This window comes from Caldovatus sediminis, assembly GCF_014644455.1.
GTDB classification, from domain to species: Bacteria; Pseudomonadota; Alphaproteobacteria; order Acetobacterales; family Acetobacteraceae; genus Caldovatus; species Caldovatus sediminis.
In genome coordinates, this window is sequence record NZ_BMKS01000003.1 from 430,196 (window position 1) to 454,787 (window position 24,592).

25 protein-coding genes, 1 tRNA gene, 1 other RNA gene and 1 pseudogene are annotated in these 24,592 nt (G+C 74.3%); 21 read left to right on the forward strand and 7 right to left on the reverse strand.

What is annotated here, in order from left to right; genetic code table 11:
* The first annotated feature begins 7 nt into the window (after nt 1-7).
* The 9 genes and pseudogenes from IEX99_RS07165 to IEX99_RS22810 form a co-directional block, all read left to right on the forward strand.
* Nucleotides 8-817, forward strand: a complete 810-nt coding sequence (locus IEX99_RS07165) for a DeoR/GlpR family DNA-binding transcription regulator (protein WP_188899324.1) — start codon at nt 8-10, stop codon at nt 815-817.
* Between the two features lie 51 nt (nt 818-868).
* The gene (locus IEX99_RS07170; RefSeq protein ID WP_229677855.1) at nt 869-1,720 is read left to right on the forward strand and encodes an HAD-IIB family hydrolase; all 852 of its coding nucleotides are present in this window, start codon (nt 869-871) and stop codon (nt 1,718-1,720) included.
* Nucleotides 1,717-2,781 carry a phosphate/phosphite/phosphonate ABC transporter substrate-binding protein gene (phnD, locus tag IEX99_RS07175; protein ID WP_188899325.1) on the forward strand — a complete coding sequence of 355 codons (1,065 nt, stop codon included), beginning with the start codon at nt 1,717-1,719 and terminating at the stop codon, nt 2,779-2,781. The genes IEX99_RS07170 and phnD overlap by 4 nt, the downstream gene beginning before the upstream one ends.
* A gap of 5 nt (nt 2,782-2,786) precedes the next feature.
* A complete protein-coding gene (phnC, locus tag IEX99_RS07180; protein ID WP_188899326.1) occupies nt 2,787-3,566 on the forward strand; it encodes a phosphonate ABC transporter ATP-binding protein in 780 nt (259 codons plus the stop codon).
* Nucleotides 3,563-4,369, forward strand: a complete 807-nt coding sequence (phnE, locus tag IEX99_RS07185; RefSeq protein ID WP_188899327.1) for a phosphonate ABC transporter, permease protein PhnE — start codon at nt 3,563-3,565, stop codon at nt 4,367-4,369. Before phnC ends, phnE (IEX99_RS07185) begins: the two co-directional genes overlap by 4 nt.
* Nucleotides 4,370-4,437: 68 nt before the next feature.
* Nucleotides 4,438-5,235: a phosphonate ABC transporter, permease protein PhnE gene (gene phnE / locus IEX99_RS07190; protein WP_188899328.1), complete on the forward strand. Its 798-nt coding sequence runs from the start codon at nt 4,438-4,440 to the stop codon at nt 5,233-5,235.
* Between the two features lie 3 nt (nt 5,236-5,238).
* On the forward strand, nt 5,239-6,774 hold the full coding sequence (gene glpD, locus IEX99_RS07195) for a glycerol-3-phosphate dehydrogenase (protein WP_188899329.1): 1,536 nt from the start codon (nt 5,239-5,241) through the stop codon (nt 6,772-6,774).
* A gap of 57 nt (nt 6,775-6,831) precedes the next feature.
* Nucleotides 6,832-6,908, forward strand: a tRNA-Arg gene (locus IEX99_RS07200).
* Nucleotides 6,909-7,340: 432 nt separating this feature from the next.
* Nucleotides 7,341-7,535, forward strand: a pseudogene (locus IEX99_RS22810) (dihydrodipicolinate synthase family protein); the annotation flags it as partial.
* Between the two features lie 495 nt (nt 7,536-8,030).
* On the opposite strand, the gene thiE reads toward IEX99_RS22810, so the two are convergent.
* The 3 genes from thiE to IEX99_RS07220 all read right to left on the reverse strand — a co-directional run bounded on the left by thiE (nt 8,031) and on the right by IEX99_RS07220 (nt 10,350).
* Complete coding sequence (gene thiE / locus IEX99_RS07210; RefSeq protein ID WP_188899330.1) at nt 8,031-8,687, reverse strand: thiamine phosphate synthase; 657 nt, start codon at nt 8,685-8,687, stop codon at nt 8,031-8,033.
* A gap of 62 nt (nt 8,688-8,749) precedes the next feature.
* Nucleotides 8,750-9,676, reverse strand: coding sequence for a class I fructose-bisphosphate aldolase (locus IEX99_RS07215; RefSeq protein ID WP_188899331.1), 927 nt, complete (start codon nt 9,674-9,676; stop codon nt 8,750-8,752).
* Between the two features lie 188 nt (nt 9,677-9,864).
* Nucleotides 9,865-10,350, reverse strand: coding sequence for a hypothetical protein (locus tag IEX99_RS07220; protein WP_188899332.1), 486 nt, complete (start codon nt 10,348-10,350; stop codon nt 9,865-9,867).
* Nucleotides 10,351-10,490: 140 nt separating this feature from the next.
* Here IEX99_RS07220 and IEX99_RS07225 point away from each other — a divergent pair, with 140 nt between their 5' ends.
* The 11 genes from IEX99_RS07225 (at nt 10,491) to IEX99_RS07275 (ending at nt 20,586) form a co-directional block, all read left to right on the forward strand.
* Nucleotides 10,491-10,829, forward strand: coding sequence for a hypothetical protein (locus IEX99_RS07225; protein WP_188899333.1), 339 nt, complete (start codon nt 10,491-10,493; stop codon nt 10,827-10,829).
* Nucleotides 10,826-11,158, forward strand: a complete 333-nt coding sequence (locus IEX99_RS07230; RefSeq protein WP_308421474.1) for a cell division protein ZapA — start codon at nt 10,826-10,828, stop codon at nt 11,156-11,158. The genes IEX99_RS07225 and IEX99_RS07230 overlap by 4 nt, the downstream gene beginning before the upstream one ends.
* A 9-nt stretch (nt 11,159-11,167) precedes the next feature.
* Nucleotides 11,168-11,324, forward strand: a non-coding RNA gene (gene ssrS, locus IEX99_RS07235) — 6S RNA.
* 64 nt (nt 11,325-11,388) lie between these two features.
* Entirely contained in the window at nt 11,389-11,994 is a 606-nt protein-coding gene (locus tag IEX99_RS07240) for a 5-formyltetrahydrofolate cyclo-ligase (protein ID WP_188899335.1), read from the forward strand.
* Complete coding sequence (locus IEX99_RS07245; protein WP_188899336.1) at nt 11,991-12,812, forward strand: TIGR00282 family metallophosphoesterase; 822 nt, start codon at nt 11,991-11,993, stop codon at nt 12,810-12,812. Before IEX99_RS07240 ends, IEX99_RS07245 begins: the two co-directional genes overlap by 4 nt.
* Nucleotides 12,813-14,097: 1,285 nt before the next feature.
* Nucleotides 14,098-14,490, forward strand: coding sequence for a hypothetical protein (locus tag IEX99_RS07250; RefSeq protein WP_188899337.1), 393 nt, complete (start codon nt 14,098-14,100; stop codon nt 14,488-14,490).
* Nucleotides 14,491-14,639: 149 nt separating this feature from the next.
* Nucleotides 14,640-15,398 carry a YebC/PmpR family DNA-binding transcriptional regulator gene (locus IEX99_RS07255; protein WP_188899338.1) on the forward strand — a complete coding sequence of 253 codons (759 nt, stop codon included), beginning with the start codon at nt 14,640-14,642 and terminating at the stop codon, nt 15,396-15,398.
* A gap of 14 nt (nt 15,399-15,412) precedes the next feature.
* Complete coding sequence (ruvC, locus tag IEX99_RS07260) at nt 15,413-15,946, forward strand: crossover junction endodeoxyribonuclease RuvC (RefSeq protein ID WP_188899339.1); 534 nt, start codon at nt 15,413-15,415, stop codon at nt 15,944-15,946.
* Nucleotides 15,943-16,569 (forward strand): Holliday junction branch migration protein RuvA, encoded by a 627-nt coding sequence (gene ruvA, locus IEX99_RS07265; RefSeq protein WP_188899340.1) that lies wholly within the window; start codon nt 15,943-15,945, stop codon nt 16,567-16,569. Before ruvC ends, ruvA begins: the two co-directional genes overlap by 4 nt.
* The gene (gene ruvB, locus IEX99_RS07270; RefSeq protein ID WP_188899341.1) at nt 16,566-17,627 is read left to right on the forward strand and encodes a Holliday junction branch migration DNA helicase RuvB; all 1,062 of its coding nucleotides are present in this window, start codon (nt 16,566-16,568) and stop codon (nt 17,625-17,627) included. The genes ruvA and ruvB overlap by 4 nt, the downstream gene beginning before the upstream one ends.
* Nucleotides 17,628-17,907: 280 nt before the next feature.
* Entirely contained in the window at nt 17,908-20,586 is a 2,679-nt protein-coding gene (locus tag IEX99_RS07275) for a VCBS domain-containing protein (RefSeq protein WP_188899342.1), read from the forward strand.
* 816 nt (nt 20,587-21,402) lie between these two features.
* Here IEX99_RS07275 and IEX99_RS07280 read toward each other — a convergent pair.
* Nucleotides 21,403-21,597 (reverse strand): hypothetical protein, encoded by a 195-nt coding sequence (locus IEX99_RS07280; RefSeq protein WP_188899343.1) that lies wholly within the window; start codon nt 21,595-21,597, stop codon nt 21,403-21,405.
* A 151-nt stretch (nt 21,598-21,748) separates the two neighbouring features.
* Here IEX99_RS07280 and IEX99_RS07285 point away from each other — a divergent pair, with 151 nt between their 5' ends.
* Complete coding sequence (locus tag IEX99_RS07285) at nt 21,749-22,081, forward strand: DUF1491 family protein (protein ID WP_188899344.1); 333 nt, start codon at nt 21,749-21,751, stop codon at nt 22,079-22,081.
* A gap of 23 nt (nt 22,082-22,104) precedes the next feature.
* On the opposite strand, the gene sugE is transcribed toward IEX99_RS07285, so the two are convergent.
* The 3 genes from sugE to IEX99_RS07300 all read right to left on the reverse strand — a co-directional run bounded on the left by sugE (nt 22,105) and on the right by IEX99_RS07300 (nt 24,553).
* Nucleotides 22,105-22,425, reverse strand: coding sequence for a quaternary ammonium compound efflux SMR transporter SugE (sugE, locus tag IEX99_RS07290; protein ID WP_188899345.1), 321 nt, complete (start codon nt 22,423-22,425; stop codon nt 22,105-22,107).
* Between the two features lie 165 nt (nt 22,426-22,590).
* Nucleotides 22,591-24,030: an MATE family efflux transporter gene (locus IEX99_RS07295; protein ID WP_229677856.1), complete on the reverse strand. Its 1,440-nt coding sequence runs from the start codon at nt 24,028-24,030 to the stop codon at nt 22,591-22,593.
* Nucleotides 24,017-24,553 carry a winged helix-turn-helix transcriptional regulator gene (locus IEX99_RS07300; RefSeq protein ID WP_188899346.1) on the reverse strand — a complete coding sequence of 179 codons (537 nt, stop codon included), beginning with the start codon at nt 24,551-24,553 and terminating at the stop codon, nt 24,017-24,019. The genes IEX99_RS07295 and IEX99_RS07300 overlap by 14 nt, the downstream gene beginning before the upstream one ends.
* Nucleotides 24,554-24,592: the final 39 nt, after the last annotated feature.

Consider the following 24,592-nt stretch of genomic DNA (forward strand, 5'->3'; position numbering starts at 1 on the left):
CTGCGCCATGCCGCCCCGCACCGACGGCGCGCCCCGCAAGGAACAGCGCCACCGCCGCATCCTCGCCGCCCTCGCCACCGACCCGACCGTCCGCATCTCCGCCCTGGCCGCCGAGTTCGGCGTCTCGGCGGAGACGGTGCGGCGCGACGTGGAGGAGCTTTCCCGCCTGGGCATGGTGCGGCGGACCTATGGCGGCGCCTCCCTCCCCCATGCCGGGGTCCAGCCCGAGATCGGCGAGCGCGAGCGCATGGCGGTGGCCGAGCGCGCGCGCATCGGGGCGGCCGCCGCGGCGCTGGTCGAGCCGGGCGCCGTGCTGATGGTGGACGCCGGTTCGACCACGGCGCACTTCGCCCGGGCGCTCGCCGCCCGCGGCACGGCGGCGACGGTGCTGACCAACAGCCTGGCCGTGGCGCAGGCCTTCGCGGCGCGGCCGGACGGCGGCGTGCGCGTGCTGCTCTGCCCGGGGGAGCTCTACGCGGCCGAGCGGGCGGTCTATGGCCCCGACACGGACGAGTTCCTGCGCCGGTTCAACGCCGACCTCTGCCTGATCGGCGCCTCGGGCCTGACCGCCGAGGGCCCGACCGACGTCGAGCGCCGGGCCTGCTGGGTCAAGCGCGCCATGCTCGCCCGCGCCGCGCGGCGGGTGCTGCTGGTGGACGGCGGCAAGTTCGACGCCCCCCACCTGGAGCGCGTCTGCCCCCTCGCCGCCCTCACCGACCTGGTGACCGACCGCGCGCCGCCGGCGGAACTCGGCAGGGCGCTCGAACGGGCGGGGGTGCGGGTGACGATCGCGGGAGAGCCGGCGGAGAATGTTTGAGGTCCCACAAATAATGAGGTAGGTTCCACACATAACCTCGGAGTGCCGACAGTGTCCCAGGCCGCGCCTACCCTGCCCGTCGCCGGAGAAGGCGGTCTCCCGCCCCTCTCCGCCGCGCCCGCGGCCAGGCTCGGCGCGCTGCGCTGGGTGCTCACCGACATCGACGACACCCTCACCACGGCCGGGCGCCTGACCGCCGACGCCTACGCGGCGATCGAGCGGCTGGCGGCCGCCGGCGTGGCCGTCGTGCCGGTGACGGGCCGGCCGGCGGGATGGTGCGACATGATCGCGCGCCTCTGGCCGGTCGCGGCGGTGGTCGGGGAGAACGGCGCGCTCTGGTACGCCTACGACCCCGCGGCGCGCCGGATGCGGCGGTGGCAGGCGGGCGGCGACCGCGACCGGGCCCGGCTGATGGCGCTCGCCGAGCGCGCGATGGCGGCGGTCCCGGGCACCGCGCTCGCCGCCGACCAGCCCTTTCGTGTCGCGGACGTCGCGCTGGACTTCCGCGAGGACGTGCCCTCGCCGCTGCCGATCGAGGCCGCGGAGCGCGCCGCCGCGGTGTTCCGCGCTGGGGGGGCGGTGGCGAAGATCAGCTCGATCCATGTCAACGCCTGGTTCGGCGCCTGGGACAAGTGGGCCGGGCTGGAGGCGCTGTTCGCCGCGCTCTGGCGGCCGCTGCGCGAGGTGCTCGGCGAGGTCGCCTATGTCGGCGATTCGCCGAACGACGCGCCGCTCTTCGCTCGCGTGCCGCTCTCCGTCGGCGTCGCCAACGTCGCGCCGTTCCTGGCTCTCATGGAGGCGCGCCCAGCCTATGTTACCCGCGCCGCCGCCGGCGCGGGCTTCGTGGAATTCGCCGAGGCCGTGCTGGCGGCCCGCAGCTCTCGGGAGGAGATCCGGGAATGATCCGAACCATCTTGGCCGGCGCGGCCTTCGCGGCGGCGCTGCTCGCCGCGGGCGGCGCGGCGCGGGCGCAGGGCGCGGCCGACCAGTGCACGCACCGCGGCGCGCTGGACGACGCCTATTGCGACGAGGACCGCGACCTGGTCGCCGACCCCCCGCGCGACCCCGCGCGGCTGCGCGATCCCTCGACCCTCGTCTTCGCCTACACGCCGGTCGAGGACCCCGCGCTCTACGCCAACCAGTGGCGGCCCTTCACCGAGTTCCTGTCGCAGTGCACCGGCCGGCGGGTGGTCTATTTCCAGGTGACCTCGAACTCCGCGCAGGTGGAGGCGATGCGCAGCGGGCGGCTGCACATCGCCGGCTTCTCGACCGGGCCGACGGCGTTCGCCGTGAACCTCGCCGGCGCGGTGCCGTTCGCGGTGAAGGGCAACCCGGAGGGCTACGAGAGCTACCGCGTCGCCGTCCTGGTGCGCGCCGACAGCCCGTTCCGGACGCTCGCCGACCTCAAGGGGAGGCGCGTCGCGCATACCTCGGCCACCTCGAACTCCGGCAACCTGGCGCCGCGCGCCTTCTTCCCGCAGCAGGGACTGGTGCCGGACCAGGACTACCGCGTGATCTACTCGGGCGGCCACGACCGCTCGGTGATGGGCGTCAACGCCGGGGACTACGACGCGGCGCCGGTCGCCTCCGACGTGTTCAACCGCATGGTCCAGCGCGGGCAGGTGCAGCGCGGGAACTTCCGCGTCATCTGGGAGAGCGCGCCGTTCCCGACCTCCAGCTTCGCCCTGGCGCACGACCTCAGGCCGGAACTCGCGCAGCGCATCCGCCAGTGCTTCTTCGACTTCCGCTTCCCGCCGCAGATGGCGCGCGACCTCGGCGGCAACGACCGCTTCTGGCCGGCCACCTACCTGAAGGACTGGGAGCCGGTGCGCCAGGTGGCCGACGCCGTCAACGCCCCCTACACCCGCGCCAATTTCGACGCCGAGGCGCGGCGCGAGGAGGAGGCCGCCGCGCGGCGCGCGCAGCAGCGCCGTCAGCAGCAACAGCAGCAACAGCAGCAGTGACCGCGATGGCCGCGCCGCCCGGCGCCGGGGGTCGCCCGCCGCTCGAGATCCGCGGGCTGGTCAAGGAATACGTGCCCGGCACGCCGGTGCTGCGCGGCATCGACCTCGAAATCGGCGCGGAGGGGATCACCGCGGTGATCGGCCCCTCCGGCACCGGCAAGTCCACCCTCCTCCGCTGCATCAACCGCCTGGTCGAGCCGACACGGGGCGAGATCCGGCTGCGCGGCGAGGAGCTGACGCGCCTCTCCGGAAAGGCGCTGCGCCTCGCCCGCCGGCGCATCGGCATGGTGTTCCAGGAGTACAACCTGGTCGAGCGGCTCTCCGTGATGGAGAACCTGCTCTGCGGCCGGCTCGGCTACGTGCCGCTCTGGCGCGCCTGGCTGCGGCGCTACCCGGCCGAGGACATCGCGCGCGCCTTCGCCCTGCTCGATGCGGTCGGCCTGCCGGACTACGCGACGCGGCGGGCGGACGCGCTCTCCGGCGGCCAGCGCCAGCGCGTTGGCATCGCGCGGGCGCTGATGCAGCGGCCGGAACTGCTGCTGGCCGACGAGCCGACCTCCTCCCTCGACCCCAAGACCGCCGTCGAGGTGCTGGAACTCCTCGCCCGCCTGACCGGGGAGGCGGGCGTGCCGGTGGTGCTCAACATCCACAACGTGGAGCTCGCCAGGCGCTTCGCCCGCCGCATCGTCGGCATGTCGCAGGGCGCGATCGTCTTCGACGGCCCGCCGGAGGCGCTGGAGACCGCGCACCTGCGGGCGATCTACGGCGGGGAGGACTGGCTGTGAGCGGCGCCGCGGGCCTCGCCCGCCCCCCTTCGCCCCCTCGCCGCCCCTTCGCGCCGAGCTGGGGCTTCCGGCTCGGCGCCCTCGCGCTGATCGCCTACACCGTCTACGCGGTCCCGCAGCTCGGGCTGAGCTGGGAGCGGCTCGCGGTCGGCTTCGGCGAGGCGGGGCGGTTCATCGCCCGCATGCTCCCGCCGAACTTCGCGCGCTGGGAGTTGCTGGTCGAGGGCCTGCTGGAAAGCCTGCAGATCGCGATCCTCGCCTCCGCCATCGGCATCGCCCTGTCGCTGCCGCTCGGCGTGCTCGCCGCGCGCAACCTGGCGCCCTGGTGGATCAACGCGCCGGTGCGCGGCCTCATCGCGCTCTGCCGGTCGCTGCACTACGTCATCGTGGCGATCCTGTTCGTCAAGGCGATCGGCTTCGGCGCGCTGGCGGGCGTGGCGGCGCTGGTCGTCGCCTCGATCGGCTTCATCGCCAAGCTGTTCGCCGAGGCGCTCGAGGAGATCTCGATGAAGCCGGTGGAGGCGGTGCGCGCCGCCGGGGCGGGCACCCTGGCGGTGCTGGTCTACGCCGTGCTGCCGCAGGTCGCCTCGCGCTTCGTCGGCTTCTGCCTCTACCAGCTCGATTCCAACCTGCGGAACTCCACCCTCGTCGGCATCGTCGGCGCGGGCGGCATCGGCGGGACGCTGTTCGCGGCCTTCAAGCGCTTCGACTACGACTTCGTCAGCGCCATCCTGATCGCCATCATCGCCATGATCTTCCTGGCCGAGCTGGTCTCCGGCCGGGTGCGGGCGGCGCTGCGATGACCGGCGCGACGACGACCGCCGCCACCCCGACGGAAGCCGCCCGGCCTGCCCGCGCCGCCGCGGACCCGATGCGTCCGCTCGCCCGCGAGTGGTCGCGCTTCACGCCGCGCCAGCGCCTCGCGCGCTGGCTGGTCTGGCTCGGCGTCGTCGCTGCCGTCGCCTGGGCGGTGCGCAGCATCGACATCATCCCGGAGTTCCTCGCCGACGCACCGGCGCAGATGGCCGACCTGCTGGTCCGCATGTGGCCGCCGGACCTCGCCCACTACTACCCCGCGGTCCACACCGCCCTGGTCGAGACGCTGCACATCGCGACCCTCGGCACCATCCTCGCCTTCGGCCTCGCGGTGCCGGTGGCGCTGCTCGCGGCGCGCAACGTCTGCCGGATCGGGCCGCTCAACTGGCTGGCGCAGCTCGTCCTCGTCGCCTCGCGCTCGGTGAACTCGCTGGTCTGGGCGCTGATCTTCGTCGCCGTCTTCGGCCCCGGCGCCGCCGCGGGCGTCTTCGCCATCGCCTTCCGCTCGATCGGCTTCGTCGGCAAGCTGCTCGCCGAGGCGCTGGAGGAGGCCTCGCCCGGCCCGGTCGAGGCGCTGCGCGCCGCCGGCGCCGGCTGGGGCGCCACCATGCTCAAGGCGGTCTGGCCGCAAGTGCAGCCCGCCTTCTGGGGCATCGCCCTGTTCCGCTGGGACATCAACGTGCGCGAGAGCGCCGTCCTCGGCCTGGTCGGCGCGGGCGGCATCGGAGTGGTGCTGAACGACGCCATTGATTTCTTCCAGTGGGACCGCGTGGCCACCGTGCTGCTCGCGATCCTCGCCGTCGTCCTCGTCGCCGAGGTCCTCGTCAACCGCATCCGGGCGCGCCTGATCTGACCCATGCGCGACGCCTTCGACCTCCTCGTCGTCGGCGGCGGCATCAACGGCTGCGGCATCGCGCGCGACGCGGCGGGCCGAGGCCTCTCCGTCCTCCTGGTGGAGAAGGGCGACCTCGGCGGCGCCACCTCTTCCGCCTCCTCCAAGCTGATCCACGGCGGGCTGCGCTACCTGGAGCACTGGGAGTTCCGGCTGGTGCGCGAGGCCCTGGCGGAACGCGAGGTGATGCTTCGCATCGCGCCGCACGTCGCCCGGCCGATGCGCTTCGTGCTGCCGCACCGGCCGGAGATGCGCCCGCGCTGGATGATCCGCGCTGGGCTGTTCCTCTACGACCACCTCGCGCGGCGCGTCAGCCTGCCGGGCGCGGAGGCGATCGCCACCCGCACCCACCCCTACGGCGCGCCTCTGAAGCCCGAGATCACCGCCGCCTTCGCCTATTCCGACTGCTGGGTCGACGACGCGCGCCTGGTGGTGCTGAACGCGAAGGACGCCGCCCGGCGCGGGGCCGAGATCGCGGTCCGCACCGCGTTCCTCGGCGCGACGCCCGAAGCGGGCGCCTGGACCTGCCGACTGCGCGCCGCGGACGGCGCGGAGCGCACCGTCCGCGCCCGCGCCATCGCCAACGCCGGCGGCCCCTGGGCGCTGCGCGTGCTCGAGGCGGCGGGCGCGCCCGCCCGCTGCACGCTGCGCCTGGTGCGCGGCAGCCACATCGTGCTGCCCGCGCTCTACGAGGGCGAGCAGGCCTACATCCTGCAGAACGACGACGGCCGCGTGGTCTTCGTGATCCCCTACGAGGGGCGCTTCTCCCTGGTCGGCACCACGGACGTGCCGCACGAGGGCGATCCCGGCGCGGCGGCCTGCTCGGCGGAGGAGGCCGCCTATCTCTGCGCCGCGGTTTCGCGCCAGTTCCGCCGCCAGATAGACCCGGCGGAGGTGGTCTGGAGCTACGCCGGCGTGCGGCCGCTCTACGACGACGGGGCGCGCGACCCTTCGGCGGTGACGCGCGACTATGTGCTGTCGCTGGACCGGGGCGGCGAGAACGGGCCGCCCCTGCTGAACGTCTATGGCGGCAAGCTCACCACCTACCGCCGCCTGTCGGAGGAGGCGCTGGCGAAGCTCGCCCCGCCGCTCGGCTTTTCCGCGGCGCGTCCATGGACGGCGACGGCGCCGCTGCCGGGCGGCGACCTGGGTGCCGCAGGGCTGTCCGGATTCGAGGCTGCGCAGGTGCGGCGCTACCCCTGGTTGCCACCGGAGACGCTGCGCCGGCTCTGCCGCGCCTACGGGACGGAGATGGACGCGCTGCTCGCCGGGGCGTCGGGGATGGCAGCGCTGGGCCGGGATTTCGGCGCCGGCCTGACCGAGCGCGAGCTCGACTGGCTGCGCCGCGAGGAATGGGCGCGCCGCGCCGAGGACGTGCTGTGGCGGCGGAGCAAGCTCGGTCTCCACCTCGCGCCGGCGGCACGGGCGGCGGTGGCAGCTTGGTTCGGCGAGGCGTCCCAGGCGGCTGTGGCGGGGAAGGCGGAGCCGGCAGGCGTGTAGAAACCGCCGCCGGTGGGGCTTCCGTCCGATCGGCTGGCCGGCTAGTAAGTGGGCGACGGACCCGTAGCTCAGCTGGATAGAGCGTTGCCCTCCGAAGGCAAAGGTCGTGCGTTCGAATCGCGCCGGGTCCGCCAGAATTTCAAGAAGTTAGCGGCTTCAAGAAGTTAGCGGCAACCCCGCCCAAGCCGAAAAGAGCCTCGGTAGCAGATAGGTAGCAACTAGGCCGGATCGGTCGCCTCTGCCACCGGCCGGACGGCGCTATCCCTCGCCCCTCTCCGCCAGATCAGCCGTCGCGCACATCGCCCCGCGATCTGGCTCTTCCCGTCCGGCCCGTAGAGGCCGGGCCAGTTCACCTCCGCCGGCCACGCCGCCGGGGCCGGCAACACGGGCTCGGGCGCGCCGGCGGCCCGCAACGGCTCGGCCATCTCCGTTCCCACGTAGGGCAGCGCCAGGTTTGCCAGCTGCTCGGCCTCCGCGCGTCGCCCCCCACCTCGGCAGTGGCCAGCACCACGGCGATCGGCATCTCGGCCAGCATCGCCGATACCGCCTCCCCTAACGGACGGGGGGTGAATCTCGGCAACGCGGCGATGCTCGAACTCGCCGCGCGGCCGAACGTCTTGGGCGTGAAGCGCTGCTCGGCCGGCATGGTGCAATCCTTCGAGCTGCTGCGCCGCAAGCCGGCGGGCTTCGCCGCGCTCACGGGTAAGGACGCCTTCTTCCACTCCACGCTCACCCAGAGCGCCGAGGGCGGTATCGTCGTCTCCGCGCATGCCAGGACGCGAGGGTCTGGACGGCGGGGGACTTGGTGCGGGCGGGCGATGCGGCGGGCGCGCTGGCGGCCTGGCGCCCGGTCTGTGACCTGCCGCTTGCTGTTCGCCGAGCCGAGCCCGGCGCCGATCAAGCACTGGCTCCGGCGTGCCAAGCTGCGGGCTACGCCAGGTGCAGCTGCCGATGACGCCCGCGAGCGACGGGCTCGCTGCCCGGATCGAGCGCAAGATCGGACGCGGAGCGGCGTGAGAGGAGCTCGGGCCCGACTTTCGCGCCGCCGTGAAGCAGGGACCACGGCATCAGCGGCGAGGCTGTTTCGCAGAGCGGCCCCAGCGCCGACGGAACCGAACCGTCCGGGTGCCGCAGGGCCGTGCCGGTGGATCCGTGATTCCGATGGGAGCCGAGGTCCGCGGCCAGGCGGCGACGGGCCTTCCGGAACAGGCGCGCAGCTGCATGTTCGGCTGAACACCGGCTGCCGGATCCGAACCCTACGCCTCCTCGCGCAGCGCGCGCGCGATCGCGGCGTCCATCGCCCGGACGCCGGCGGCCGGGCCCTCCGGGTGGTTCCAGACCGCGCCGACGACGGCGAGGAAGTCGGCGCCGGCGCGCACGAGGGGCGCGCAGTTCGCCGGGGTGATGCCGCCGATCGCGACGCAGGGCAGCTCGAACAGCTCCGACCACCAGGCGAGGATCTCCGGGTCGGCGAGGTGCACGATTTCCTTCGTGCCGGTCGGGAAGAAGGCGCCGAAGGCGACGTAGTCGGCGCCGATCTCGCCGGCGCGCATCGCGAGGTCGCGCGAGGCGTGGCAGGTGATGCCGAGCGTGCGGTCGGGGCCGAGCAGCCTGCGCGCGGCGGCGTGGTCGCCGTCCTCCTGGCCGAGATGCGCGCCGTCGCAGCCGAGCTCGACGGCGAGGTCGGCGCGGTCGTTCATGATCACGGCGACGCCGCGCTCCTGCGCGATCGGGCGCAGCGCGTCGGTGGCGCGGCGGATCGCGTCGTCGGAGGCGCCCTTGAGGCGGATCTGCAGCGCGGCGACGTCGCCGGCGTCGAGCGCGCGGGCGAGCTCGCCGGCGAGCGCGTCGGGCTCGAAGGCGGGCGGGGTGATCAGGTAGAGGCGGCAGCGGGCCTCGTCGCTGGTCGTCATGCGCACGATTTCGTCTCCGCCTCCGCCCTCCCCCGCGGGCGCGGGGGAGGGCGGGGAGGCGCTCAGCGGGCCGGCGGCGAGCGGTAGATCGCGATGATGTCGTCGAGCAGCTTCAGCGCCTCCGCCTTCGGGCGCTGGAAGGTGTTGCGGCCGATGATCGAGCCGTTGCCGCCGCCGGCGTGGATCGCCTTCACCTCCTCGAGGATGCCGCCGGTCTCCTTCGCCTCGCCGCCGGAGAAGACGACGAGGCGGCGGCCGTTGAAGCAGGCCTGGACGACGTGGCGAATGCGCGCGACGGGGTCGTTCACCTCGACCGGGTGCTTCTCGTAGGTCTTCTTCGCCGCCTCGAGCGAGATCGCGGCGGTCGGCGGCTTCACCTTGATGATGTGCGCGCCCAGCAGCGCCGCCATGTGCGCGGCGTAGGCGCAGATGTCGAGCGCCGTCTCGGCCGTCTTGTCGAGGAAGCCGCCGCGCGGGTAGCTCCAGACGACGACGGCGAGGCCGGCGGCCTTCGCCTCCTCGGCCAGCTCGCGCAGCTCCTCCATCATGGCGTACTGGTCCTCGGAGCCCGGGTAGATGGTGAAGCCGATCGCCGAGCAGCCGAGGCGGAGCGCGTCGGCGACGCTGCCCGTCACCGCCTGGTCCTTGCTGGTGGAGAGCGAGTTGGCGCTGTTGACCTTCAGGATGGTCGGGACGCAGCCGGCGTAGGTCGCGGCGCCGGCCTCGATCATGCCGAGCGGGGCGGCGTAGGCGTTGAGGCCGGCCTCGATCGCGAGCTGGAAGTGGTAGTGCGGGTCATAGGCCGCGGGGTTGGGCGCGAAGCTGCGCGCCGGGCCGTGCTCGAAGCCCTGGTCCACCGGCAGGATCACCATGCGGCCGGTGCCGCCGAGCTTCCCCTGCATCAGGATGCGGGCGAGGTTGGCCTTGGTGCCGGGGTTGTCGCTCTCGTACCAGGAGAGGATCTCCTTGACCTTCGGCGTGAGCTGCATGGCGCGGATCCCTTGCTGGCTGCCCTCGCCCGGCGGCGCCGCGGCGCGAGGCGGATTCGATCACGAGCGTTCCGGCGCCGGCGTTTAGCCGAGCCCAGCCCGGCTGTCACCGTGCAGCGGCGGGCCTCGCGTGAACCTTCGCGCGAGCTTGGCGCGGCCGCGCGGCGACGGCCGCGTTCCCGCGCCGATCAGCGCGCCGCGGCGAGCCAGCGGGCGAGCAGCGCGAGCCCGCCGGGACGGCGCAGGTCGACCGGGCCGAGGTCGAGCGCCGGCGGGCGCTTCGCGAGCAGCACGGCGCCGGCCTCGGCCGCGGCGGCGGCGACGGCGGGCCAGGCGGGAGAGGCACGGTCGAGCAGCACCAGCGGGACGCCGGCGCGCAGCGCGGCGAGGGCGAAGCCGGGCGCGTCGGCGCAGTCGAGCGCGGCGCAGTGCGGCACGCCGGGATGCAGGGCGGCGGCGCGTGCGACCATGCGCAGGAACACCGCCGGGCCCATGAACGCGCCGGCGCCGCGGGCGGAGAGCAGGAGCACGCCGCGCGGGCCCGCCGCCGCGAGCGCGGCCTCGGCCTGCGCGGCGGCGTGCACGACGACCGCGGGCGGCAGGGGGGAAGTGGGCGGCAGGGTGCCGCCGCCCGCGCCGCCGGGCCCGGCTGGTTGACCCGCCGCTCCCTGCATGCAAAGGCTTCCAGCACGGCGGCGGCCGCGCCGTCCAGCGCCGTGCCCGGCCTGCCGGCTTGCCCTGGCGCGGGTGCGGATGGGCGGGCGCGATGCCTTCGTTGCGCCCGCCACGTGCGGGAGGCGGCGGATGGGCGGCGGTGCCGACCGACTGGGGGCAGATGAGCGAGAGCGCGAAGGATCCCGTCGCCGCGGCGGCGGCGCGGCTGGAGGCGGCGGTGGAGCGCCTGGGGCGTGCCGCGGCGGCGGCGCGGGGCGCGATCGCGGCGGCGCGGGCCGAGGCGACAGGCGGGGCGGCCGCGCCGGCCCAGGGCGGCGGGGCGGCGGTCGCTGCCGGGGCGGGCCGGGCGGAGCTCGCCGCCCTGGCCGAGCGGCTCGATGCGACGATCCTCAAGCTGCGCGCGGCGCTCGGCGAGGAGGCCGAAGACGCCGCCGGCGCGGCTACGGAGCGTGAAGGGGGCCAGGCGTGGGACAGGTGACGATCCGTGTCGGCGGGTACAGCCATCCGGTCGCCTGCCAGGACGGGCAGGAGGAGCACCTGCAGCGCATGGCCTCCGAAGTGGACCGGCGGGTCGGCGCTCTGCGGGCGATGGGGATGCAGTTCGGCGAAGCGCGGATGCTGCTGCTCGCCGCGCTGCAACTGGCCGACGAGACCTCCGACCTGCGCGAGGAGCTGGAGGCGCTGAAGGCGGGACGGCCCGTGGCCGCGACGGCCGAGAGGACGGCGGCGGACCCGCGGCTCGCGGAGTGGCTGAACCGGCTGGCCGAGCGCATCGAGGGCATTGCGGCGGCGCTCGAGGCTCCCTAGCTTCCGCGGGCGGGGCTGCCCGGCGCGTCAGGCAATTCATCCCCGGGGCCAGTAAGCGACCTCCTGGGAGCTGGCTCTGCCCGGGCCGTGGTCCGGGTATCTGGCGCCCACCTGTGCAAACAGGCCTTGGGAGGGTTGAGACGCCAACGGCCACGGCGGCTCCGCACCGTTCCGATCCGCCGCCCGGCGCCGAAGCGCCGGGCGGGGCGTTCGTCCAGTCCGAGGCGAGGATGTCCGGGGCCGGGTGCGACGTGCCGCTCGCCGAGCGGAAGGCACGGGCGCGGCGCGAGGCGCTGGCGCGGCGGCTCGCCGCGGCGCAGGCGGCGGCAGCCAATCCGCGGTTCGCCGAGCGCTTCGCCGCATTGGTGCTGGAGGAGGCGCCGCCGCCGCGGGGGGCGCTGGTCGCCGGCTTCTGGCCGATGGGGCCGGAGATCGATGTCAGGCTGCTGCTGAAGGCGCTCGAGGCGCGCGGGCATGCGCTCGCGCTGCCGGTGACGCCGCGGCGCGGGCTGCCGCTGTTGTTCCGGCGCTGGCGATGGGGGGAACCGCTCGGTCGCGGGCCGCTCGGCACGCGGGAGCCGGAGGCGGGGGAGGTCGTGCGGCCGGACTTCCTGCTGGTGCCGCTGCTCGCCTTCGACCGGGCAGGGCGGCGGCTCGGCTACGGGGGCGGGTATTACGACCGGACGCTCGCGGCGCTGCCCGGGGCGGTGGCGCTCGGCTGCGCCTATGCGGCCCAGGAGGTGGCGAAGGTGCCTGCGGGGCCGGAGGATGCGCGGCTCGCGCGCGTGGCGACGGAGGAGGGCGTGGTGGTCTGCGGCGGGGACGGACCGGGTTGAGGATCCTGTTCCTCGGCGACATCGTCGGGCGCAGCGGCCGCGAGGCGGTGGCCGAGGCGCTGCCGGTACTGCGCGAGCGGCTGCAGGTGGACCTCGCGGTGGTGAACGCGGAGAACGCGAGCCACGGCTTCGGGCTCGGGCCGGACATGGCGCGGGCCCTGTTCGCGGCGGGGGTGGACGTGCTGACCCTCGGCAACCACGCCTGGGACCGCAAGGAGATCATCCCCTACATCGAGACGGAGCCGCGGCTGCTGCGGCCGCTGAACTACCCGCCCGGGACGCCGGGGCGCGGGGCGGCGGTCGTGGAGGTGCGGGGCGGGCGCCGCGCGCTGGTGATGCAGGCGATGGGGCGGCTGTTCATGGAGCCGCTCGACGACCCGTTCCGCGCCGTGCAGGCGGAGCTCGCGAAGCACCGACTGGGCGCGCACGGCACCGTGCAGGCGGTGGTGATCGACATCCACGCCGAGGCGTCGAGCGAGAAGGCGGCGATGGCGCACAGCTTCGACGGGCAGGCGAGCCTCGTCGTCGGCACCCACACCCATGTGCCGAGCGCCGACCACCAGGTGCTGCCGGGCGGGACCGCCTTCGCCACCGACGCCGGCATGTGCGGCGACTACGACAGCGTCATCGGCATGCACAAGGTCGCGGCGACGCTTCGCTTCTGGCGCAGGCTGCCGGGCGAGCGGCTGGCGCCGGCGGAGGGCGAGGCGACGGTGTGCGGCGTGTTCGTCGAGACCGACGACGCGACCGGGCTCGCGCGGCGGATCGCGCCGGTGCGGGTGGGCGGGCGGCTCGCGCCGGCGATGCCGGAGTGGTGATCCGCCGCACCCTCACACGAACGTCACCGCGCCGGGCGGGGGGTCGGCGTCAATCTGGCTTCGGGATAGGACGGATCGGCGGCGGCGCCGGCGGGCCGCGCGTCCGCCGGGCCAAGCGGATGCGGGAGGCGTCCATGCCGCAGGATGCCACGGCGGGCGATGTGCTCGGGCGTTCCGTCCTTGGCGGTGCCGCCTGCGGGCTGAGCTTCGCCGGGGCCTCCTGCGACGCGCTGGCGCGCGCCGCGGAGCGGCGCGAGGTGAGCGGAGCGCGGCGGTTCCTCGGCGTGCCCGGCCGCGGCCGGACGCCGGCCAGGGGTGCGGGGGCCGCGGCCATGCCCGGCGAGGCGGCGCGGACTCCCCGGGAAAATCGTCGGGACGGCCCGCGGTAGCGCCGATCGCGGACGGTCGGAAACAGCCGGGATCGTGGATCGGCTCGATAAACAACGAGCGAGAGCCGTTGCGGCGAGCAGCCGAGAGAAAACGGCTCTGGGGACCTTCGAGGAAGCCGGAACGGTCCACCTGGCGGCGGGCGCGGCCCGCCGGCCATTGCGCGCATCATCGTTCGGGGCGAGTCGCTGGTGAGGCGGGGTTGATCTTTGGTCGCGGGGGCCGCGGTCGGCATGGGACACGGCATCTGCCGCTGCCCGCGACCGTGGTGCTGCCGCCGCGCGTGATGGCGGGCGGTGCGTGGCTGTCCTGGCAGCAGGTCTGGCGCCAGGCGGAGGCGGGGATGGCGCGCACCGCCGACGCTGTGGCGGAGTATGCGGGGCGCCTGCTCCGGGCCGCTCCGACGCCGGGATCCGCGCGTGCGAGGCCGAGCGCACGCCTGGCTGCGCCCGGCGGCGCCGCAGGGCGGTGGGACGGCGCGGAGCGCCGGGCGGCGTCGCGGCGCGGTCGCCTGGACCGGGCTCGCGCAGCAATGGCGCGCAGCGTCAGGCCGCGCCGGTGCGGCGGCTGCGGGGGGAGGGTGCGGCGTGCCGGGGCCGGCCGGCGGGCGGAGGCGGGCCGGGCGCGCCGATTGCCGTTGTCCGCGCACCGGGAATGCGGGAACGTTCCAACCTCAGGCAGGACATCGGGGGACGGCCCATGGCCTCCATGATCATCCACGACCGGCGGCTGACCGGCGCCACGCCGGCCTGGTACTCGTTCGTGATGCAGGTGAACACCGGCACCGGAGTCCGCCACATCGTGGACACCGTGGCCCGGCGCGCGCGAGAGGCGCAGGCTTGCCCGCCTGCACGTCCTCTGCCACGGCTTCGAGGCCAACTGGGACCTTGGCAGCGGCATGTGCGTGCCGGCCGCGCATGGCGGCTTCGGCCTGCAGCTCGGCCGCGAGGGGCTCAACCTGTTCAACGTCGGCCTCACCGCGTCCTGGAAGGGGCTGGTGGAGCTGATCGTGCTCTTCGCCTGCGCCCCGGCCGACACCTACGAGGCCAACCGCGGCACCTGGGGGGACGGCAGGCGCTTCTGCGGCGAGCTCGCGCTGTGGAGCGGGGCGCGCGTGATCGCCGCCCGCGACACCCAGCGTTACACCTATTGGCCCGACGGATCCCAGCCGATCGACTTCGGCGCCTGGGAAGGGCCGCTCTACGAGTTCTCCGGGACCAATCCGGAGGGCGCCCGGATGCTCGACCCGAGCCCCTACCGGGTGCAGCGCGACCGCGCCTCGGCCGCCTGAGCCGGTGCGCCGGCGGCCCGCCCCGTTGCCGCGGCGCGGACGCCGGCTGCGGCGCCCGCGGCCTCGTTGGCGCGGGGCAGGGGGCGCCGTTATAAGCCGAGGCAAACCCATATCCCTTCCGTCGCGGGTTTTCGGAGGACAGGGCGGCGATGGCCGGCCATTCGCAATTCAAGAACATCATGCACCGCAAGGGCGCGCAGGACGCCAAGCGCGCGCGCGCCTTCGCCAAGCTCATCCGCGAGATCACCGTGGCGGCCAGGCAGGGCCTGCCGGACCCGGCGGCGAACCCGCGCCTGCGCGCCGCCGTGCACGCGGCGCGCGCGGCGAACATGCCGCGCGACACGGTCGAGCGCGCGATCCGGCGCGGCGGCAGCCAGGGCGGCCCCGGCGAGGACTACCAGGAGGTCCGCTACGAGGGCTACGGGCCCGGCGGCGTCGCCGTCATCGTCGAGGCGCTGACCGACAACCGCAACCGCACCGCGGGCGACCTGCGCGCGATCTTCGCCAAGAACGGCGGCGCGCTCGGCGAGACCAACTCGGTCGCGTTCCAGTTCGAGCGGCTCGGCGTGATCCGCTATCCGGCCTCCATGGCCTCCGCCGACGCCATGCTGGAGGCGGCGATCGAGGCCGGGGCGGCCGATGTTGACAGCGGTCCCGATGAGCACGAAGTAAGAACATCGCCCGAGGACCTCTTCGCCGTCCGCGACTCGCTGGAAGCGCGGTTCGGGCCGGCGGGGAGCGCCCGGCTGGAATGGAGGCCGACCACCACCGTCTCGCTCGGCGAGGAGCAGGCCGCGGCGGTGATCAAGCTGCTCGACGCGCTGGAGGAGCACGACGACGTGCAGCAGGTCCATGCGAACTACGAGGTGCCGGAGGCCGTGATGCAGCGGCTCTCCTCGGCGGCCTAGGCGCGCGGGGGCGGGTGAGCGGCGCGGGGGCCGCCGGTGCCGTCGTTCGGGTCATCGGGCTCGATCCCGGGCTGCGCCATACCGGCTGGGGGGTGATCGAGGCGGCGGGGAACCGGCTGCGCCATCTCGGCGACGGGGTGGTGTCCACCGACGACAGGCTGCCGCTGGCGGAGCGGCTGATGCAGCTCCATCGCGGCCTGACCGCGCTGCTCGAGGAGTGGCGGCCGGACGAGGCGGCGGTCGAGGAGACCTACGTGAACCGCAACCCCGGATCGGCGCTCAAGCTCGGCCAGGCGCGCGGCGTGGTGATGCTGGCGCCGGCGCTGGTCGGCATCCCGGTGCGCGAGTACGGCGCGATGCTGGTGAAGCAGAGCGTGGTCGGCACCGGCGCCGCGACCAAGGAGCAGGTGCAGATGATGGTGCGGCGGCTGCTGCCGAACGCGCGGCTGTCGCGCGCCGACGCGGCGGACGCGCTCGCCGTCTCGATCTGCCACGCGCACCACCGGGCAACGCGCCTCGCCTGGGCGAAGGGCCTCGTCCGGGCATGATCGGCAAGCTCACGGGGAAGCTCGACGGCGTGGTCGAGGGGGGATGCATCCTCGACGTGGGCGGGGTGGGGTACCTGGTGTCCTGCTCGCAGAAGACGCTGGGGCGGCTGCAGTCGGCGAACGGGACCGTGCAGGTGCTGGTCGAGACGCATGTGCGGCAGGACGCCATCGTCCTCTACGGCTTCGCCACCGAGGAGGAGCGCGAGGCGTTCCGCAACCTCATCGAGGTGAAGACGGTCGGGCCGCAGAAGGCCCTCATCGTGCTCTCCGGCCTCGGCGTGCCGGACCTCGCGCGCGCCATCGCGGCGAAGGACCGCAAGCGGATCGGCGACATCAAGGGGATCGGGGCGACCACGGCGAACCGCATCGTGGACGAGCCCGCGATGCAGAAATGGGCCACCGGCCGGATGCGGCCGGACGACGGGCAGGGCGCCGTCGCCGTGCCGGGCGACGGCGGGCCGGGCGCCGGGGTGGCCGCCGACGCCGTCTCGGCGCTGCTCAACCTCGGCTGGAAGCGGCCGGAGGCGGCGGCGGCGGTGGCGCGGGTGGTCGGGCGGCTCGGTGACGACGCGCCGCTCGCCAGCGTGATCCGCGACAGCCTGAAGGAGCTGTCGAGCCGATGAGCGAACGCGATCCCGAGGCGCGCGTGACCAGCGGCGAGAGGCTGGAGGAGGACCAGGGCGAGGGGGCGCTGCGGCCGCAGAGCCTCGACGACTTCATCGGGCAGCGGGCGCTGCGCGAGAACCTCAAGGTGTTCATCGAGGCGGCGAAGGCGCGCGGCGAGGCGATGGACCACGCGCTGTTCTCGGGGCCGCCGGGGCTCGGCAAGACGACGCTGGCGCAGATCGTGGCGAGGGAGCTGGGGGTGGGGTTCCGCGCAACGAGCGGGCCGATCCTGCAGCGGGCGGGGGATCTCGCGGCGATCCTGACCAACCTGCAGCCGCGCGACGTGCTGTTCATCGACGAGATCCACCGCCTGATGCCGGCGATCGAGGAGACCCTCTACCCGGCGATGGAGGACTTCAAGCTCGACCTCATCATCGGCGAGGGGCCGGCGGCGCGGACGGTGCGCATCGACCTGCCGCCCTTCACGCTGATCGGGGCGACGACGCGCTCGGGGCTCCTGACGCAGCCGCTGCGCGACCGGTTCGGCATCCCGCTCCGGCTGCAGTTCTACGCGGTGGAGGAGCTCTACGCGATCGTCCGGCGCGGGGCGCAGAAGCTCGGCTTCGCGCTTTCCGAGGACGGGGCGATGGAGATCGCGCGGCGCTCGCGCGGGACGCCGCGGGTGGCGGGGCGGCTGCTGCGGCGGGTGCGGGACTTCGCGCTGGTGGCGGGAGTGGCGGCGGACCGGGCGCTGGCGGATTCGGCGCTGCTGCGGATGGAGGTGGACCACCTCGGGCTCGACGCGCTGGACCGGCGCTACCTGCGGCGCATCGCCGAGCACCACGGCGGCGGACCGGTCGGGGTGGAGACGCTCGCGGCCTCGCTCGCGGAGAGCCGGGACACGCTGGAGGAGGTGGTGGAGCCCTACCTGATCCAGGAGGGGCTCGTGCTGCGCACGCCGCGGGGGCGGGTGCTCGGGGAGCCGGGGTGGCGGCACCTCGGGTTGACGCCGCCGGCGGGGGCGACGGCGGTGCAGATGGATCTGCTGGCGACACCCGACGCAGCGGGGAAGTAGGCGGCGCCGAGGGCGCCGCGGCGAGCGGGACGACGCGAAAGGGACGGGGTCATCGGCAACCGTTGATTGGTCTGACGCGCGATGCCCGCGCCGCCGCCGCGCCACTCTGAGGAGATTGAAATCAAAAGTAGAAAATTTAACGGTAAAATTTTCGCTACAGTTCGCGCGCTTCTCCAAACACGGAACGGTACGGTGCAAAAGCGTTTCGAGGCTCGGCCGCCTCGCGACGTGGCGACGGTGCCGCGGCAGCGGCGGGCGCGGCCAGCCAGGCGGAGGTTCCATGGCGAACGCGACCAGGTTCAAGCTCAAGACGGTCCTGCAGACCCCGCAGGCGAGGGACGACGCGGTCACGCTGGCCGAGGACGGCAGCGGCGAGATCCTGGTCAGCGACCTGCTGGCCAACGATCTCGGCGGCAACGCCAAGACCTTCTACGGGCTGAGCGACGGCAGCGATCCGCGGACGCAGCTTTTCACGCTCGTCACGGCCAACGGCGCTCTCGTCACCTACGATGCCAGCGACGGCACCATCAGCTACGATCCCGCGGGCAGCGCGCTGGCCGACGCGGTGCAGGCGCTCGGCGAGGGCGAGGTGTGGGAGAACGCCGACTGGTTCGACTACACCATCCGCATGGCCGACGGCGTGCTCAGCACGGCGCGGGTCTGGATCAGCTTCTCCGGCGCCAACGACGCGCCGGAGGTGCTGGTGCGCGCCGGCGATGCGGACGCGCTGGCGCTGACCGAGGGGGACAACGGCCTCAGCGGCAGCGGGACGCTGACGGTGCGCGACCTCGACAAGAGCGACAGCGTCGCGGTGGAGGTGAGCGGGCTGGCGGTGAGCGGCTTCGCCGGCGGGCTCGACACGGACGATCTGCGCGGCTTCTTCTCCGTCGCGCCGGCGACGGTGCTGACCGATGCCTCGGCGCAGGAGGAGACGGTCGCCTGGAGCTTCGACTCGGGGACGGAGGCGTTCGACTTCCTCGGCGTCGGCGAGACGCTGACGCTCGCCTACACGGTGCGGGGCACCGACGAGCACGGCGCGACCGGGGAGCACACGGTCACGGTGACGATCGCCGGCAGCAACGACCCGGTGGTGCTGGAGGCGGGGGCGACGACGGCGACGGGGGCGGTGACCGAGGACGCGGCGGCGACGCTGACCGCCTCGGGCAGCATCGCCTTCGCCGACAAGGACTGGCACGACACGCACACGGCGGGCGTCGCGGGGACGGGCAACCTCGGCACGCTCACCCTCGGCACCCTGACCGAGCCCGACCAGGGCACGGGCGGCGCGGTCGGCTGGAGCTACGCGGTGGACAACGCGCTGGTGCAGTACCTCGCCGCCGGCGAGACCCGCACCGAGAGCTTCACCGTCACCATCGCCGACGGGCACGGCAGCACGCTGCAAGTGCCGGTCAGCATCACCATCGCCGGCGTCAACGACGCGCCGGAGCTGAGCGCGACCGTCGCCGCCGCCACGGTGGGCGAGGACGACTCGCCGCTCGCGGCCGCGGGCAGCCTGGTGGTGAAGGACCCGGACACCAGCGACACGGTGGACCTCGCGGTGAGCGGCGTCGCGGCGACGAGCACGCTCGCGCTCGCCGGCGGCGACACGCTCGGCGGCCTGCTCGCGGCCAAGGGGCTCGACGCGGCGGGGCTCAAGGCGCTGTTCACCCTGGCGCAGACGAGCGGCATCGCGGCGGACGGCCCGGCCGGCTCGACGGTCGGCTGGAGCTTCGACGGCAGCGGGAAGTTCGACTTCCTCAACGCCGGCACGACCCTGACCCTGACCTACACGGTCGAGGCGACCGACCGGCTGGCGGGCGGCGGCGAGGCGGGCGGGTCGGACACCGCGACGATCACCATCACCATCGAGGGCGCCAACGACGCGGCGGTGATCGGCGGCACCACGACCGGCGCGGTGACCGAGGACAGCAACGTCGACGGCGACGGCTACCTGGTGGCGAGCGGCACCCTGACGGTGAGCGACGCCGACTACAACGAGGCCTTCTTCCAGGCGGTGAGCAACGCGTCGGGCACCTACGGCCAGTTCAGCATAACGGCGGACGGGCAGTGGACCTACCGCGTCGCCAACGCCGCCGTGCAGGGGCTGAACAGCGGGCAGACGGCGAGCGACAGCTTCACCTTCCACTCCGCCGACGGCACCGCGCAGGCCGTCACCATCACCATCCACGGCGCGGACGAGCCGGTCAGCAACACCGCGCCGACCGCCGGCAGCGACAAGATCATCCTCTCCACCGGCCTGACCGGCTCCGCCACCGCGAAGCTCCCCTTCGCGGTCTTCCTCGCCAACGACAGCGACCTTGAGACGCCGAACGGCCTGACCCTCACCGGCGTCGGCGGCGCGACGGGCGGGATCGGCGTCACCCTCGACTCGGTCAACGGCACCGTCAACATCACCACGCCGGGCACGGCCGGCACCGCCAGCTTCCAGTACACGGTCCAGGATGCCGGGGGGGCGAGCGCGACCGGCACGGTGAGCGTGGTGATCCTCGCCACCTCCTCCGGCAACGAGAGCATCAGCCTCGCCGGCCAGGTTCCCTACCAGGCGTCGTGGATTGACGGGAACTCGGGCGCCGACACGCTCAGCGGCAGCGTCAGCCTGGCCGGCGGGCTGCAGAGCGACTGGCTGTTCGGCAGCGGCGGCAACGACCGGCTCGACGGCGGCCTCGGCAACGACCGGCTGACCGGCGGCAGCGGCAACGACGTCTTCGTCTTCGCTAGGGGTTACGGCACCGACGTCATCACCGACTTCAACCCCTTCAACGGTCCGAACATCGCCGATCAGCTCGATCTCGACGTGGCGCTGGGCCAGCTCAGCATCAGCACCGGGCTGTTCGAGGGGGTGAACTCCACCTTCCTCACCTCGAGCGCCTGGGAGGCGGGCGATCAGCTGATCCTGAAGGGCTTCACCGCGACCCTGACCGCGGTCTCCATCATCTAGGTCGTGTGGGCAAACCTGATCCACAGTCGGATGGAGACAAGGGTGACGAAACCGGGGAACTGTCGGCGGTCTGGTCGCAGCGCGTGGCGATGCGGCGGCTGTTCCTCAGGCGGTTGATGAGGCGCTCGGGGCGGCTGCGCAGCGCGAGGCGGGAGCGGCTGACGCTGTGCCGGAGGTGGCGGTTCCGCTCGGTCGGAATCTCCGGTACCGCGCTGCGCTCGCGCGGGTTCTGGCGGATCAGGATGCGGGGTCGCTGGCACGCGCCTGCATCAGCGCGTCATGGTTCGAGCAGTCGGCCTCCTGCGCGGAGCTCACGTGCAGGGTGATGGGCAGACCGAGACCGGCGCGCTGGCCAGGATATGGAGCTTGCTCGTGAGGCCATCGCGCGAAGTGCCCTGAACCCGCCGGCGGCGCAGTGGCGCGCCCCGGCGATAGTGCTGCCGATCCTCTGCAGCAGGTCGGCCTCGCCGCCGCCATCGGCCAAGGCCTCCTGCCTCACCTCCCACCGACCGGCGGCGGTCCAGCGCCGGAACTGGCGGAACACCAGCTTCCGGTTCCCAGGTTCGGCCGGCAGATCGCGCCACGGCGCGCCAGTGCCGCGCGATCCATAAGATGGCCTCCAGCACCCGCCGGAGGTCGCGGGCCGGCCTGCCGCCGAGCGGACTGGCCGACACCGCGAAGAGTTCGAAGAAGGACCACTCCTCGTCCGCCAGACGTCCACGGATCACGCAATCACGTCCGCAGCCGCTTGGGAATCTCATCTGCCGGTCCGTCCAGGCGGCGCCCTGCAGACGGTCGCCTTCCGGCGGACCATCGTCACAACGGCTTCTGCGCCCGCTCCAGCAGCCGCGCGAAGAACCCCGGCTTCTTCGCCGGCTTCACCGCCTCCGCCCTCGTGGCGGCCGCGATCTCCTCCCGCGTCCGCTTCTCCTTCTCGGCGAGCCACTTCTCGAGGCTCATCCCCGCCTTCGCCGCCCGGCGCGCCTCGTAGGCGCGCTGGCCCTCGCTCATCCGCCGCGGATCGGTCCCGCCGCCGTTCTTGCCGCCCATCATCGCCCGGCCCCCAGGAATCGCGCGCTGTGTGACGCCCCGGCAGCCGCTCCGCAAGAGCGCCGCGCGGCCCGGCTTGCGCTCCGGCGCGCAGCCGCCACCATGCGCCCTCATGGACGCACGCGTGAAAGCCGGCATCTGGGTCTCGATGGCGCTGCGCCTGTCCGACATGGCCGGGCGCTCCGCCGCCGTGCTGCGCAAGGGCGACCCCGACAGCGGCGGCGTCCTCTGCGTCCTCCGCGGCCGCGAGGGCCTCGTCGTCCTCAGCCAGATCCGCGACGCCGAGGGCCGGCCCGCCTGGCTCCGCGCCACCGGCAACGGCCCCGTGGACCAGGCCGCCGCCGACGCCTACGTCGAGCGCCAGGTCAGGCGCGACCCCGACCTCTGGGTCCTCGAATTCGACGCCCCCGACCTCAAGCCCCCCTTCGAGGGTCGCCTCCTCTAGGCGCGCTTCCCTCCCCGGTCGCCTCAGGACGGCGTCACGAGCTTGAGGCCGACGATGCCCGCGACGATCAGGCCGATGCAGGCCAGCCGCGCCGCGCTCGCCGCCTCCCCGAACAGCGCGATGCCGAGGACGGCCGTCCCGAGCGTTCCGATGCCGGTCCACACCGCGTAGGCGGTCCCCAGCGGCAGCGCCTTCAGCGCGAGGCCCAGCAGGCCGACGCTGCCCGCCATGCAGGCCAGGGTGAACACGGTCGGGATCGGGCGCGTGAACCCGACCGTCCATTTCAGCCCGACCGCCCAGCCGATCTCCAGCAGTCCCGCGAGAACCAGAACGACCCAGGCCATCACAGACCTCCGCAAGGTCCATGGCAGGGCCGTCCCCACCGATGTCGCCGAAACGAGCGAGGCCGTCCTCGCCCCACCGCGCAGGTAGGCTCGGCGGACGCCACCGCAAGGCGGCGGCGTCGCGGCGGCTCATCCCCTGGCCGTCGACGCCGGCAGCGCCCGGCCTCACCGTCGCCGCGGCGACGGGCGCCCGGCCTCCGCCGCGACCACCGCCTGGCCCCGCCCCGGCCACACCCCCGGCCGCACCGACGCCGCGATCACCAGCCCGTACGCCGTGATCCCGAGCGCCACGCCGAGGAAGTGCCCCTCCAGCCCCATCCCTGCCCCGTAGGCCAGCGCCCACCCTCCGCCCACCGCCAGCGCCAGCCGCGACAGGCCGGCCACTGCCAGCCACCGCACCCGCGCCGCCCCGAGCGAGGCAAAATACAGCGCCATCCCCATCCCGAACCCGCCGTAGGCCGGCCCGATAACCGCGAGCGCCCGCGTCGCCACCTCCACCACGGCCGGGTCGCTCGTGAAGAACCCCGCGAAACCCCGCGGCATCGCCCCCACCGCGACCCCCACCGCCCCCGCCACCGCCAGCGCCACCAGTCCGCCCGTCCAGGCGATCCGCCGCGCCGTCGCCCAGTCCCCCGCCCCGACCGCGCCCCCCACCAGCGCCGTCAGCGCCGAACCGATCCCGAAGGCAAGCGGGATCATCAGGAACTCCAGCCGCGCCGCGATCCCGTAGGCCGCCACCGCCGCCGCCCCGTGCACCGCCACCTGCGCCGTCACCAGCACCGTCGTCAGGTTCGCCACCGCCGCCAGCATCGAGGCCACCAGACCGACCGCCAGGATCCGCCGGAACAACGCCGCCCGCGGCCGCACGCGCAGTGATGGCACGAAGCCCGCCCCGCCGCGCAGCACCACCACCGCCATCACCGCCGACGCCGCCCAGAACAGCGCCGCGAACGCCGCCCCCGCCCCCGCGAGCCCCATCCCGAGCGGCTCCATCAGCACCCAGGAGAGCGGCGGCAGCGCCACCCACACCACTCCCAGCACCCGCGCCGCCAGCGCATGCCGCCCCCCGCCGCGCAACACCGAGGCCAGCGTGTTCGCCACCCACGCCGGCACCGCCCCCGTCGCGAACAGCCAGACGACATAGGCCGCCCCCGCCTCGGCCGCCTCCGCCCCGGCCACGGCGCCGAGCACCGCCCGCGGGAACCCGCCGAGCGCCACCGCGAACACCATCCCTGCCCCGAGCGCGATCAGCAGCGCATGCAGCACCAGCGCCGAGGCCTCGTCCCGCCGCCCCGCCCCGAGCGAGCGCGCGATCGCCGACACCACGCCGCCGCCCATCGCGCCCACCGACATCTGCTGCATCAGCAGCGCGAAGGGCAGCGCCACCGCCCACCCCGCGAGCGCCGCCGTCCCCTGCCGCGCCGCGAGCCAGGTCTCCGCCACCTGCGCCGCCGCCTGCAGCGCCGCGTTCGCGCTCGTCGGCGCGGCCAGCGCCAGGATCCGGCGCAGGATCGCGCGCAGCGGCATCGGCGCCGGCGGCGCCTCGGCCGCGGCCGCCAGCGCCGCCCCGGCCCCCCCTGCCCCGCCGCCGTCAGCGGCCGTCATCCTCCCCCTCCCCGATCCCGGCGGCGAGCAGGAAGCGGCGCCGCATCGCCGGCGAGGCCCCCGGCCCCGGCAGCACCCGAACATCCTCCGGCCCGAGCGGCGCCCCGTCGGCGCGGCGCGCCACCGGCGCCACCACCTCCGCCCCGCTCGCGCGCTCCACCAGCACCGCCGCCGGTCCCGCAGGGTCGGCCATCCACCGGTCGCTCCAGCGCTTGAGGGCGAGATAGGCCGGGAAGAAGTCGCGCCCCTTCTCCGTCAACCGGTACTCGTGCCGCCCCCGTCCCGCCGCTTCGCCCGCCGCCCCCGCGCCCAGCGGCACGCGCTCAAGCAGTCCGTGCTCCACCAGGCTGCGCAGCCGCGCGCTCAGGATGTTCGGCGCGACGCCGAGATGCCGCTCGAACTCCTCGAAGCGCCGCGCCCCGTAGAAGGCCTCGCGCAGCACGAGGATCGCCCATCGCTCGCCGAGCACGGCCATGGACCGGGCCACCGGGCAGCGCATGCGGGTGAAGTCGGTCCGGACCACGGCAGGCCCTCCGCCCCATGACTTGCATCATGCAAGCAA